The 12466-nt window shown below is 67.0% G+C and carries 11 protein-coding genes; 7 read left to right on the top strand and 4 right to left on the bottom strand.

All coding sequences use genetic code 11. From position 1 onward, the window contains the following. Window positions 1-236 precede the first annotated feature (236 nt). The 6 genes from PSR88_RS18140 to PSR88_RS18165 all read left to right on the top strand — a co-directional run bounded on the left by PSR88_RS18140 (window position 237) and on the right by PSR88_RS18165 (window position 6628). Complete coding sequence (locus tag PSR88_RS18140; RefSeq protein WP_029539751.1) at window positions 237-839, top strand: hypothetical protein; 603 nt, start codon at window positions 237-239, stop codon at window positions 837-839. 980 nt (window positions 840-1819) lie between these two features. Continuing rightward, window positions 1820-2698, top strand: coding sequence for a glycoside hydrolase family 26 protein (locus PSR88_RS18145; RefSeq protein WP_016884757.1), 879 nt, complete (start codon window positions 1820-1822; stop codon window positions 2696-2698). A gap of 1 nt (window position 2699) precedes the next feature. Continuing rightward, window positions 2700-3923, top strand: coding sequence for a PP2C family protein-serine/threonine phosphatase (locus tag PSR88_RS18150; protein WP_016884756.1), 1224 nt, complete (start codon window positions 2700-2702; stop codon window positions 3921-3923). A gap of 11 nt (window positions 3924-3934) precedes the next feature. Continuing rightward, on the top strand, window positions 3935-5887 hold the full coding sequence (locus tag PSR88_RS18155; RefSeq protein ID WP_016884755.1) for a glycosyltransferase: 1953 nt from the start codon (window positions 3935-3937) through the stop codon (window positions 5885-5887). After that, the gene (locus PSR88_RS18160) at window positions 5884-6222 is read left to right on the top strand and encodes an STAS domain-containing protein (protein WP_007298666.1); all 339 of its coding nucleotides are present in this window, start codon (window positions 5884-5886) and stop codon (window positions 6220-6222) included. The genes PSR88_RS18155 and PSR88_RS18160 overlap by 4 nt, the downstream gene beginning before the upstream one ends. Next, complete coding sequence (locus PSR88_RS18165) at window positions 6212-6628, top strand: ATP-binding protein (protein ID WP_016884754.1); 417 nt, start codon at window positions 6212-6214, stop codon at window positions 6626-6628. The genes PSR88_RS18160 and PSR88_RS18165 overlap by 11 nt, the downstream gene beginning before the upstream one ends. A 367-nt stretch (window positions 6629-6995) precedes the next feature. Here PSR88_RS18165 and PSR88_RS18170 read toward each other — a convergent pair whose 3' ends face one another. From PSR88_RS18170 to PSR88_RS18180, 3 genes are read right to left on the bottom strand one after another with little or no spacing between them, the layout of a single operon-like run. Beyond that, entirely contained in the window at window positions 6996-8600 is a 1605-nt protein-coding gene (locus PSR88_RS18170; protein ID WP_009476652.1) for an amidohydrolase, read from the bottom strand. Continuing rightward, window positions 8600-10096 carry a sodium:solute symporter gene (locus PSR88_RS18175; protein ID WP_011596193.1) on the bottom strand — a complete coding sequence of 499 codons (1497 nt, stop codon included), beginning with the start codon at window positions 10094-10096 and terminating at the stop codon, window positions 8600-8602. Before PSR88_RS18175 ends, PSR88_RS18170 begins: the two co-directional genes overlap by 1 nt. Then, complete coding sequence (locus PSR88_RS18180; RefSeq protein WP_009476654.1) at window positions 10093-10350, bottom strand: DUF3311 domain-containing protein; 258 nt, start codon at window positions 10348-10350, stop codon at window positions 10093-10095. The genes PSR88_RS18175 and PSR88_RS18180 overlap by 4 nt, the downstream gene beginning before the upstream one ends. 179 nt (window positions 10351-10529) lie before the next feature. Here PSR88_RS18180 and PSR88_RS18185 point away from each other — a divergent pair, with 179 nt between their 5' ends. Next, the gene (locus tag PSR88_RS18185; RefSeq protein WP_016884753.1) at window positions 10530-11756 is read left to right on the top strand and encodes a PucR family transcriptional regulator; all 1227 of its coding nucleotides are present in this window, start codon (window positions 10530-10532) and stop codon (window positions 11754-11756) included. On the opposite strand, the gene PSR88_RS18190 is transcribed toward PSR88_RS18185, so the two are convergent. Next, a complete protein-coding gene (locus tag PSR88_RS18190) occupies window positions 11706-12461 on the bottom strand; it encodes a sulfite exporter TauE/SafE family protein (RefSeq protein WP_016884752.1) in 756 nt (251 codons plus the stop codon). The two genes, PSR88_RS18185 and PSR88_RS18190, sit on opposite strands and share 51 nt — an antisense overlap. Window positions 12462-12466 lie beyond the last annotated feature (5 nt).

Below are 12466 nucleotides of genomic sequence, written 5' to 3' on the forward strand. Positions count from 1 at the left end.
GGACTCGCGGCGGTGCGCCGTCTGGTCGGGATCCGGCCGGCATGAGCTTCGCGTAGTCAGCGGGACAAGTCCGCCTCACGCTCGGGCAGCGCACCGCAGCGCCCTCGACGGGCGATTGGGAACCGGGCACACGGGGTAGTCACGGTATACGCCTCGCGCGCATCGACGCGCCGTAGTTCCGCATGCTCCCGACGCCCGACGCAGTGCGTGGCGACGACACACAGCAGGTGGGTTCGATGATGAAAATAAGGAAGACCAAAGCCAAAGTTGAGGTTGCCGCAGCGGTCGGCGCCGGATATCTACTGGGGCGCACACACCAGTTGAAGATGGCCGTGAAGATCGCTGGAGCGGGCGGACGGTCCCCCAAGGGGCCTGAGGATCTGCTCGCACAGGGATCTGAGTTCCTCGCCTCGTCTCCGGAGATCGCGGACCTCGGCGATTCGCTTCGGGACGAGCTACTCGACACGGCCGCCGCCACGGCCGATGCCGGCAGCGAGCACGTCGATTCGTTCCGCGACCGCCTCCGGTCGGGCGGTGCGCACGTCGTGGCAGGCGGCGGGCACCTGGTCGCCGGGGTGAAGACGATCGGCCGTCGCGGGCACGCCCACCCGCGGGACCCTGAAGATTCCACCGTCGACGAGGCGCTGGACCACGGAAAAGACGTGGACGGACGTTCGTCTCCCGCGGTCGAAGAAGAACAACAGGCGAAGCCGCACAGACTGCGCAAACGTCGGATCACGACGCCCAGTGATTCGGCGGGGGAGTCCGGCGACGAATCCGCACAGGAAGCACGACCTGACACAACCGCACGCAGGAAGGGAACGGCCAAGGCGCACTAGCCTCCTCACCCGTTGGGGCCCCGGCACTCATTGATCAGCGCCGGGTTGTCGATGCTCGTCGATTCGCTCCGACCGGCGCCGAAACCGCACACATAGTCTCATGCAGCAACTCCTCGCGGACAACGAACACTTCCTCACGGTCGTGATGTGCGTGGTCGTGGTGGCGCTCGCCGCCGCCGCGGTGTGGACGATCTTCCGCTGACGGACAGGATCCCGAGGTCCGGCGAGTCGGGAATCTCGTTGGCCGGCAAGAAATCCCGTGTCCAACGAGCCCGCGCCGCCCTCCGGGCCCAATTGCACGACTTCCAGCCCCGCAGCGGATCGTGCGCCTGCGGAGCGACGCCATCGGAGGACGAGTAGACCGGTTGCCTTCTGAGGGCTACTGGCGCCGCATCCGCCGCCGGCCGTCGCCTCTGGGCCGCAGCACGTCGACTTCTCACCGTGGTCGCAGCAGGTGGCTTGTCTTTCGGGGCTGCCACACGTGGACGCCGCAACCTGTGAGGTTGCGTCCGTCCGATCCGTCGTCGGGTTGGCGAACTCGTGGGGGGTTGGTCATGGTGACTTCTTGATCCGTTGGGGATGGGTACCACATCAGACGGAGGAGATGAAGAATTGACATACTGGCCCGTCGCAAACGACGAGGTGCGCCCGTTCCTGGCGCGCCTCACGGAGAACAGTTGCGTGCGCTGGTAGCTCTGGGGTGACACGTTCCCACGGTGGTCGGGCCGACACCACCTGTAATGGGTGGTGTCGACGAGGGGGATATCCGCGGAGTCGAGGGAGGGACTCGAGGATTTCATCGGGTACTGCGGATCTGTCAGTGGGACTGTTCCGCTTTGTACCGGGGTAATGGTGTGGCAGCACGTGCGTGTTGAGTGATGGGAATGGGGCGTCATGTGGTTCGGTTGTGCTTGGCTGCGGTGGTGGTGACGATCGTGGTGTCCGCCTGTGGGGGTGGTGAGTCCGGGTGCCGCGGGCCGATGACCCCGTTGGATGTACACGCCTGCCTGCGGTTCGGCGTCAGCACACCGGGCGGCCCCACGGCCGTCGAGGAATTCGAAGGCGTCGCGAAGATTGTCGGTGAACCACCGACGGTGGTCTTGTCGTATTCCGATTTCACCTCGCCGCCCCCGATCGCCGGCCTGCGGGCCGTGCGGGACCTCGGCGCCGTGCCGGTGATCACCTGGGAACCCTGGCGGTGGCTCGACGAGGGGCGGTACGGGTCGAGTGAATTCTCGTTGTCGTCGATTGCCGCCGGTGTCCACGACAACTACCTGTACCGGTGGGCGGACGAACTGATCACCTGGGACGCACTGGTCTACCTCCGTTTCGCCCACGAGCCGAACGGAACCTGGTACCCGTGGAGTGTGGCCCAGGGAACGCAGCCGAGCAGCTATGTTGCTGCCTGGCGTCACATCCACGACCTGTTCGCATCGAAGGGCGCCGACAACGTGAAGTGGGTGTGGGCGCCGAACGTCGTATTCACAGGCAGCAGTCCGATGGCTGACCTGTATCCCGGCAACGATTACGTCGACGTTCTCGGCGTAGACGGATACAACTGGGGCACGACCCAGCCGTGGAGTACCTGGGTGGAAGCGGCCGAACTTTTCGGTCCGAGCCTGGACGAACTACGGAACCTGGCGCCGCGTAAACCGATCCTGGTCACCGAGGTAGGCAGCGCCGAAGCCGGTGGGTCGAAGGCCGACTGGATCGGTACGCTAGTCGACTTCCTCACAGCGCAGGACGACGTGTCCGGTTTCATATGGTTCGATCACGACAAGGAAGCCGACTGGCGGCTGACGAGCACGCCGGAATCGACTGCCGCTCTGGCGGACGCATTGGGGAGGAAACACCGCTGACATGGACATTCCGATCATTGCCGCGGACACCGAGATCGCGCGGCTTCGTTCACTCGAACAGCTGGCGATCCTGGATACGGCACCAGAGGCGCGTTTCGACCAGATCACCCGAATGGCGCGTCACCTCTTCGGAGTTCCGATGTCGGCGGTGTCGCTGCTCGATCGGGATCGGCAGTGGATCAAGTCGACGCAGGGCCTCGACATGCAGAACATTCCGCGATCGCAGACCGTGTGCGAGACGACGATCGCCCGGGCGTATCACCATCCGGAGGATCCGATGGTGATACTCGAGGACGCGCGTCGCGATACGGTGTTCGCGGATCTGCCCGGGGTTGCCGCGGACGGCGGGGTGCGGTTCTATGCCGGCTACCCGCTGTACGGGCCCGGCGGCCACCCGGTCGGGACGTTCTGCATCTACGACACCGAGCCCCGCAGACTCGACTCGGCACAATTGGCCGCTTTCGTCGAACTCGCCGAATGGGCGCAGCGCGAACTCGAGCACTCCGACGAACTCGAGCGAGCCGCCAGGATTCAGCGTGAACTTCTCCCTCGACAGGAGATCGACCTACCGGGATACGACCTGGAATCGTCGTGCGTGCAGGCCTTCGCGGTCGGCGGCGACTTCTACGACTATTACCGGATCGGCCCGTACTCGATGTTCAGCCTCGCCGACGTCATGGGCAAGGGCCTGGGCGCGGCGATCCTGACGGCTTCGGTCCGGTCCGCGTTGCGGGGCGTCACCCATGCCTTGGCCGGATACGGCGATGATCGCCCCGACCTCGGACGCACACTGGCTGCTGTGGCGGCACAACTCGCCGACGACTTCGACCGTACCGGCACGTTCGTGACCCTGTTCCACGCTGCACTCGACGTCGAATCCGGCGCTCTCGACTATGTCGACGGCGGACACGGTCTCGCGATGATCGTCCGCCGCGACGGCACCGTGGAACCGCTTCGCAGCTCCGGACTCCCGCTGGGAGTGATCGAAAACCACTCCTGGACGGCGCAACACACCACACTGCACCCCGGCGACATGCTCATGATCTGCTCCGACGGCCTGCTCGACCACCTCGACGACGCCGACTGCGAATGGAAGTCGGTGCCCGCGTTCGCCGCTGCGCACCCGTCACCGAAGCAGCTGCTGGCAGCCGTCCATACCCTCGCCGCTGCCACCGCACCCCTCGACGACATCACTGTCGTCGCGCTTCGACGGCGCGACTGCTGAGGAGGACACCTGTGTCGCCCATCCGACTTGCCGGGCTCCGGATACTCATCGTCCTCACCGCCCTGCTCGGTCTCAACTACATCGTGTGGCGATGGCTGTTCTCGGTGAACTGGCCGGCGTGGTGGATCGCCGTGCCGCTGGTGATCGCCGAAACCTACAGTCTGATCGACTCGTTGCTGTTCGGACTGACGATGTGGCGCCTACGGAAGCGGCCCACGCCATCACCGCCGCCGCCCGACCTCACCGTCGATGTCTTCATCACCACGTACAACGAACCCGAGGACCTCGTGCTCGCGACCGCAGCCGCGGCACACCGGATCCGGTACCCACACACCACATGGATTCTCGACGACGGTGACCGCCCCGAACTGGCCCACGCCGCCGACGAACTCGGCGTGCGCTACATGACCCGCGCGGCGTCCTGGACGAACAAACCCCGGCACGCCAAGGCCGGCAACCTGAACAACGCACTCCTGCTCACCGAGGGCGAGTACATTCTCGTCCTCGACGCCGACCAGGTACCCGATCCGGCAATCCTCGACCGCACTCTCGGATACTTCAGGGACGAGAAGATGGCCATCGTCCAGACACCGCAGTACTTCGTGAACGTGACCGCGAGCGATCCTCTCGGCAGCCAGGCCCCCCTCTTCTACGGTCCCATCCAACAGGGCAAAGACGGCTGGAACGCCGCCTTCTTCTGCGGGTCCAACGCCGTTCTGCGCCGCGACGCCCTGATGCAGCTCGGCATCGCCGGATATGTCGAAGCCGTCGAACGCGACGTACATCGGGCACTGCGTACCGCCGCGAAGGTGGTCACGAAAGCTCGGGCCGAGCTGAACGGGGACCAGGAAGAGATCGCCGACGCCCTCGATGATGTCACCGAGGCCGTCCACTCGGCACGGGAAGCCCTCCGCGGCAACCGACCACTCGCCGACGTTACTTATGAGTTCCAGCAGCGGGTCGACGCCGCCGCGCGCCGGATCGTCGACGCCGACGTCGGGTCGATGCGCGAGGACCTGGCGGCCATTGCCGCACTGGAATCGGATCTGCACGATACCGACACTCCCGTCGCGGTACTCGACGACGCCGCGTTGGCACGGCTGGCCGAACGCGAATGGTCGCCGCTCGGCGCGATCGAGTCCGTCCGCACCCTGATCCGAGCGGTTGACGTCGGCCGCGACGACGAGGCGCAGCCGGTGTTGCCGATGGCCACCATCTCGGTCACCGAGGACATGGCGACGTGCATGAAACTGCACGAACTCGGTTGGCGCACCGCCTACCACCACGAGAACCTTGCCCACGGTCTGGCACCGGAAGACGCCGGCACGATGCTGACTCAGCGACTGCGGTGGGCGCAGGGCACCATCCAGGTGATGTTCCGGGAGAACCCGCTGCTGCAGCGTGGTCTCACCCTCGCGCAGCGGCTGATGTACTGGGCGACGATGTGGAGTTATCTCTCCGGCTTCGCCGCCGTCGTCTACATCGCCGCACCCGTGATATATCTCGTCTTCGGCGTCATGCCCGTGCAGGCATACAGCTGGGAGTTCTTCGGCCGTCTCGTCCCGTTCCTCGTCCTCAACCAACTGGTGTTCTTCGTGGTCAGCCGCGGCACACCCACCTGGCGTGGCCAGCAGTACAGCCTCGCCCTCTTCCCGGTCTGGATCAAGGCGTGCTGGACCGCTGTCCTCAACGTGTACGCAGCGCGGCCGCTGGGCTTCGCGGTAACGCCCAAGACCCGGCAGGAACACGGTGCGACCCCGTGGTATTTGGTGCGATACCAGCTGATCGCGATGGCAGCACTCGTCCTCGCGTCGGTGATCGGCGTGATTCATCTCGCGCTCGGGAACATCTCCGTCCTCGGTGTCGGTGTGAACCTGTTCTGGGTCGCGTTCGACCTGGTCATCTTGAGTGTCGTCATCCCCGCGGTCCGATATCGCGGATTCCGACAGGAGGAAACTGCATGATCGAGTTCGAGAGCCGTACCACGGACGAGGGTGTGGCGGTGGTACGTCCGGCCGGCAGGCTGAACATGGTCGCAGCGCCGCGCCTGCGAGAGCTGTTGCGCGACGTCGTCGACGGCGGAACGACCCGCGTGGTAGTCGATCTCAGCGCCACCGACTTCATCGACTCCTCGGGGCTCGGGGCACTCATCGCCGGCCTCAAGGCCGCCCGACAGGCCGGTGGCGACCTCCGCATCGCCCAGCCCACCGAGCAAGTCGAGACCGTACTCGCGCTGACCAACCTCAATCGTGTACTTCGAACACACGATTCGGTCGATGCCGCATTCGATGGCCGCTGAACTCGGCTCCTTCTCCCGGCGGCTTCGCACCACCGCCCGCCCGGAAAGCCTGGACGAGGTCCACGAACTCCTCGCGGACCTGTGGGCGCACGACCCGCTGGACGTGTCCCGGCGCATCGAGTTCGAGTCCGCTGTCGCTGAAATCGCCGCGAACATCATCGAGCACACTTCCGGTGACAGTGTGACCATGACACTCGAAGTCCGTGCCCTGCCGGACCGGATCGAAGCCCGGTTCGAGGACGACGGCGATCCCGTGTCGGTCGACCTCACAGCCATCGAACTCCCAGACGAGCTCGCCGAACGCGGCCGCGGCCTCGTCATCGCCACCACGGTTCTCGACCGGCTCGACTACCGACGGGACGGCACCGTCAACACCTGGATTCTGGGCCGCAACCGGGTGGGTTGACGCGAAACCGACGACGGTCAGCCAGATCCTCCACCGAGGGCACCGCGATCCTCACCGGACTCGTTCGGGAGGGGGCGAGCATGCTCAGCAGTTGTCGGCGGCCGCTGGGGCGGGTTACCTGCTGAGGGGCTGGACCGCCCGGCTCCAGATACGGCGCCGCCATCGAATCGGTTGCGGGTCCACAACACCGGCCCGTGACCGTCGCCGACCGCAGCCACGCCGGGGCACCCGTCGTACTTCATTTCGCCGCCCAGCCGCCGTTCAGTGCCTCCGGGAGCTCACCCGGAGTTTCCGCCGGTAGCCGGAACCCGCCCTCGCCTGATCGGCGGGGACGGGTTCCGTTTCAGCTGAGGCACTTACGTTCGGACTACCGCATATCCGCCGCTTCTCCGTCGATCATGACCATTGTGGGACGGGGTATTTCGGTGGTGCCGTCCGCGAGATCCCCGAGACTGCCGCCCAGCGCCACCAGGTCTGCACGACGCCCCGCCGTCAAGGTTCCGACACGGGTCTCGTCGTGCACCAGGTACGCGCTGTCGATGGTCATGGCCCGGATCGCGCGATCCACTCCGATCCGCTGGTTCCCGCCGAGCACGGTGCCGCCCCTCGTCATCCTGGTGACCGCGGTCCTGATGGTCGCGAGCGGGTCCATCGGGGTGATCGGGCAGTCCGAATGCAGTCCGAATCGCAGCCCCAGTTCGTCGGCGCAGGCGAGGGGATCCATCTCGGCGGCGCGCTCGGCACCGAGAAACCGGTCGCGGTGACGATCGCCCCAGTAGAAGACGTGGTTGACGAAGAAACTCACCCCGAGTTCGGCTTCCCGGATCGCGGCCAGGTCGCTCGGTGCGCTCACCTGGCAGTGCTCGATGCGGTGCCGTCCCACCCGGCCGTCGGTGGCTTGCGCCCTCCTCAGCGAGGTGATCGCGGCGCCGACCGCCGCGTCGCCGTTGGCGTGCACGGCGACCTGACCGCCCGCGCGATGCACCCGCAGGATCATCTCGTCGAGTTGCGCCTGCGGGTAGAGCAGGTCGCCGTGATGGTTGGGGTCGCACGCGTACGGCGTGCGGAGTGCGGCGGACAGCCCCTGGATCGACCCGTCGGCCCAGAACTTCGCGCCGGCCAGCCGGAAGCGTGCTCCGGCCGCGGGTGCGTGTTCGAACGTGACTCCCCGGTCGTCGAGGGCCTCGAGCGCCATGTCACCGCGCAGGAACCCGACGACGTGCACCGGTAGCTCACCCGAGGCGTCCAGCGAGCGGTAGGCGGTCAGCTCCTGCTCGCCCGCCGAGAGACCCACCCCGAGATCGTGGATGGTGGTGATGCCCCGCGACCGCGCCGACAGCAGGCTGCGAAGCAGGGCGCCGTTGACCTCCTGCTCGGTCAGCGCGGGAACCGCCGCGGTGAGCCTCGCCACCGCATCGATTTCCCACGCCATCCCGGTCAGACGGCCGTCGGCCCCGCGGGGGAACAGCGGGTCGTCCACCGGCACCGTGGATTCGTCGATGCCTGCGGCCGCGAGTGCGGCGGTGTTGGCGACGGCGAAGTGCCCGCAGATGTGCAGCACGATGACCGGCCGGTCGGTGCTGACGGCGTCGAGATCCGTCCTCGTCGGATGCCGTCCCTCGGCGATCTGGGTGTCGTCGTAACCCCACCCCCTGATCCATCCGCTGCCGGTGGCCGCGGCACGCAACGCCTGCTGGATGTCGGCGATCGACCGGCACGGTGGTGTCCGGCAGTCCGCCCAGCCGTCGGTGAGGCCGGCGTAGGTGGGGTGGATGTGCGATTCGATCAGTCCCGGGATCACCGTGGCGCCGGGCAGGTCGAGGCGGCGGGCCCCGCTGCCTGCGTAGTCGGCCATGTCCTTCCTGGTGCCGGTGGCGACCACGTCGGCTCCGTCGATGACCAGCGCTTCGACGCTCGGCGACGACGGGTCCTGCGTGTGAATCGAATCGGCGGTGAGCAGTGTCCGGGACATCAGGCACCCACTTCGCTGCGTGCGGCCACGGATCCCGCGGCGGTGCCGGACGTTCGGCCGTCGGCGCGAAGGCCACGGACGGGATCGGTGGGTGGCCAGAACACCCGCGTCGACACCACGAAGAGGATGTTGAGGACCAGGGCGGCCGCGCCGAGGTTGACTCCGTGCTCGGCGAGCCACAAGGACACGGGACCGTGCTTGTCGAGATACAGCCACAGCACCACGACGTCGCCGAGCACCACGCCCATGGCGAGGGCGGCCGGCCGCAGCTTCCATCCGAAGACCATCGTCGCGAAGACCACCGCGGCCTGGGTGACGCCGTAGTACGCCGTGTTGACCAGGGTCAGCAGGAGCTGAGGTGTCGCGAGGGTGAGCAGGAGCGAGATACCGAGGTACGCCACGACGACGCTACGCACCCAGACCCGTTGGCGGGACTCCGGGATCCCGGGAATGATGTTGCGCGACACGATCGCGCCGATTCCGAGGGCCGCCCCGCACAGCACCACGATCGCACAGAGGGCCGCGCCGCCTGCGACGACGCCGGTCAGCCAGTCGGGCAACAGTTGTCGCGACAACTGCAAGAGCACCTGGTCGGATTCCGTGCCCTCGAGCTTCGTCGGCAGCAGCGTGATCGCCCCGAAGGCGGCGGCGACGAGGAACGGGTACATGAGCATGTACAGGGGATTGAACTTGGCGACCCGCTTGATCGTCGCCTCGGACTTCGCCGCGAGCACGGCCTGCACGATGATTGGGAAGATGAAGAACCCGACCGATTGGAACACGATCGTCGTCAGTACGAAGGTCAGTGACGACCCGGTGACCGTGGAGTGTGAGGCCGAGCCGCCGGCACTAGCGGCCGCCGCGGCGAACAGTTTCTCGGTGCCACCGGTCTCGATCACTGCCGCCAGTCCGATCAGGACGGCGCCGAGCAACAGGGCTGTGTCCTTGACGTACGACACGAATGCGGGGGCGCGCACCCCGGACAACATGAGGAACAGCAGCGCGAGGGCTGCGCCTGCGAATACCGCGACGGTGGGGTCGATGGAGATACCCAGACCGGTCAGCGCGATCTGCAGCCCGGCGAGCTGAAGCTGACCCCACGGGATGAGGAATACGACCGAAGCGATGGCGATCGTCAATTCCAGCCCACGCGACCGGAAGTGGCGCCCGGCCACATCGGGCAGCGTCATGGCGCCGTATCTCTTGCCCGCGCGCCAGAGGTAGGGGGCGAAGAAGTATCCGATCGGGTAGGCCAGCAGGATGTACCCGATGAACCAGACGCCGTAGCTCGCCCCGTGGGCGTACACGCCGCCGGGGAACCCGATCAGGGTGCCGATGCTGTACGCCTCACCCGCTCCCAGGATGAAGACCAGCAGCGGACCGAACGACCGGCCACCCACCAGGTAGTCGGAGATCTCCTTCTTGCTGCCGCGCCGCGACAGCACGCCTGCCCCGAGGGCGAGGACGAGCACGAGGGTGAAGAAGGCCGCGGTCATGACCGGTCTCCGATCCGAGCGCTCTCAGCGGCCGATTCGGCGCGCTCGGCAGCTTCGAAGTCCTTGCGGTCGAAAAGCTTCCAGGCAAGATGGAGGCAGAGCGAGGTGAGCGGCATCCACAGGAACAACCACGCGAACAGGATGGGGACTCCGAAGACCGTGGCCGTGGATCCGGACAGGGCGACGATGCCCCCCAGGACCCCGGCGAACGGGACACCTATCGCGAGTAAGGCGCTTTTTGCCTCGTTGGACATGATTGTTTTGTCTCCTATTCCGACTGCGTCCACCGGCGTCGCGGGTTGGGTCCGGTGCCGGTCGACGTGCACTCTGGCACTAGTGTGGTCTGAATCACTCCCTTCGGGCCATGGGCGAATCCCGGAAAACGCCGAGGCGGTTCGTGAATTTCACGGGAGTGCGGAAAGCGAGAGAGAGGGTGCCCGAGTCCGTGGGAGAAGACACGATCCAGCGGTTGTGCCGACAGGTCTCGGAGGAGATCGACTCGGTAACCGACCGGGCGGTGGGTCAGATCCGCGCCGAGTTGCAGTCGTACGCTGCCGTTCCGATCGACGAGCAGCGCGGATACATCAGTCGCCAGCTCGCGGCGACGTTGCGCGCCCTCGCGGAGAGCGAACCGCTCGCCGACGACGTCCTCGAGCGTTCGCGTCAGCTCGGCCGGCGCCGGGCCATGCAGGGGTTGCCACTGTCCGACGTCATCGAGACGTACCACATCGCGTCCCGCGAATTGTGGAACACGATGGTGGCCACGGCCGCCGAGCCGACAACCGACCTGCTGCGTGCGGGCGGCATGATGTGGGATCTCGTCCACACCGCCACCAGCGCGGTCGCCGTCGGGCACACCGACGCGACCCGAAGCGAACAGGCCATCCGCGCGGGGGTGCGATACCGGTTCTTCGAGGCCCTCGCGAGTTCGGTCGACGGCGACCACCGTGATGTGCGCGAGCTGGCAGAGGCGCTGGGTTTCACACCGCAGCACGAGTTCCAAGCGGTGTGCGTCGCCGCGGAGGAGTGGTCGGAGGCGGCGCTCGAACGGCTGCAACGCACCCTGGACACGATCCCGGGCACCACCCAATGCAGCGGGCACGGCACCGTCATCATCGCCCTGAGCCAGCGCACACCGGTCGACGACATCATCCGCGAGGTCCGGCTCGGTCACCCGGGGACAACGGTCGGAGTCGGATTGGGCCGCCCCGGCCTGGCCGGCGCGGCGATGAGCATCACGGACGCGCGGAGAGTCCTGCATCTGGCCTCGCCTACCGGCGGGGTGGTCCGTTTCGCCGACGAATGGGTGGCCGCCACCCTGGCCGACCATCGCAACGAGCTCGCCACGCTGCTGGAGCCGGGTGTCGCCGTCGCCGCGGACCATCCGCACCTCGTCGAGGCGGTATTGGCATTCGCCCGCAACGAATTCTCCATCAGCGCGGCCGGGCGGGACATCCACCTGCATGCGAACTCGATCACCTACCGGCTCGACCGCTGGCAACAGCTGACCGGCTGGGATCCCCGGACCCTCGACGGCCTGCAGCGCTCGGTGTCGAGTCTGAGTCTGTTCCAGCGTGATTCGGGTGATTCGGGCTCCCGGGATACGCGATCAGCGCAACGCCACCTGCACGAGGACGGCGGCGCCGAGGAAGCCGAGTAGCCACAGCACGCGCTGACGGACCTGCTGGGCGGTGGTGCGGTCGTACAGCCATTTCCCCGCGGCGGCTCCGAACATGCAGAGCGGCGTGAACAGGGCGATCTGTGCGAGGACGGGCACGGTGAGGAGACCACCGGCGGCCGACCCCGCGGCGCCGAACGCGTCGATGACGAGGAAGAACACGACGAGCGAGGCGCGCCCGGCCGCCACGTGGGAGGACGCGGAGAAGTACATCAGGACGGCGGGCGGGCCACCGAGCGCGAAGCCGCCGTTGAGGAGACCGGACGCCACCCCCGTCACCGTGGTCAACCCGGGGCCGGGCAGCGACTGCCGGTCGGGGACGGCGGCCATGGCGACGGCGGAGCCGATGATCGCGACACCCAGCAGTACGCGCACCAGGTCGCCGGACAGTTGCGTGAGCGCCCACATCCCCAGCGGCATTCCGATCAGGGTGCCGGCGAACAACCAGCGCAACGACTTCCAGTGCACCTGCTGCCACACCTGGGGCAGCATCGCGGCGCTCGCGACGACCTCGAGGACGAACACGGTGGGGATCACCGACGTCGGCGGGAGCAGGACGACGAGTCCCGCAACCCACACCATCGCGCCACCGAACCCACCGAAACCGCGGACGACTCCGCCGGCCACCACGACGCCGAGCGCGAAGAGGAGGGAAGGCAACGACAGATCCCACACCGTTGCCGCCATACCCT

Source organism: Rhodococcus sp. DK176 (assembly GCF_038447315.2).
In the GTDB taxonomy this organism is placed as follows: domain Bacteria; phylum Actinomycetota; class Actinomycetes; order Mycobacteriales; family Mycobacteriaceae; genus Rhodococcus_F; species Rhodococcus_F jostii_A.

Coding starts and splice junctions, on each gene's coding strand:
- PSR88_RS18140 (WP_029539751.1), top strand. CDS start 237: ATGATGAAAATAAGGAAGACCAAAGCCAAAGTTGAGGTTGCCGCAGCG.
- PSR88_RS18145 (WP_016884757.1), top strand. CDS start 1,820: ATGACCCCGTTGGATGTACACGCCTGCCTGCGGTTCGGCGTCAGCACA.
- PSR88_RS18150 (WP_016884756.1), top strand. CDS start 2,700: ATGGACATTCCGATCATTGCCGCGGACACCGAGATCGCGCGGCTTCGT.
- PSR88_RS18160 (WP_007298666.1), top strand. CDS start 5,884: ATGATCGAGTTCGAGAGCCGTACCACGGACGAGGGTGTGGCGGTGGTA.
- PSR88_RS18165 (WP_016884754.1), top strand. CDS start 6,212: ATGGCCGCTGAACTCGGCTCCTTCTCCCGGCGGCTTCGCACCACCGCC.
- PSR88_RS18170 (WP_009476652.1), bottom strand. CDS start 8,600: ATGTCCCGGACACTGCTCACCGCCGATTCGATTCACACGCAGGACCCG.
- PSR88_RS18175 (WP_011596193.1), bottom strand. CDS start 10,096: ATGACCGCGGCCTTCTTCACCCTCGTGCTCGTCCTCGCCCTCGGGGCA.
- PSR88_RS18180 (WP_009476654.1), bottom strand. CDS start 10,350: ATGTCCAACGAGGCAAAAAGCGCCTTACTCGCGATAGGTGTCCCGTTC.
- PSR88_RS18190 (WP_016884752.1), bottom strand. CDS start 12,461: ATGGCGGCAACGGTGTGGGATCTGTCGTTGCCTTCCCTCCTCTTCGCG.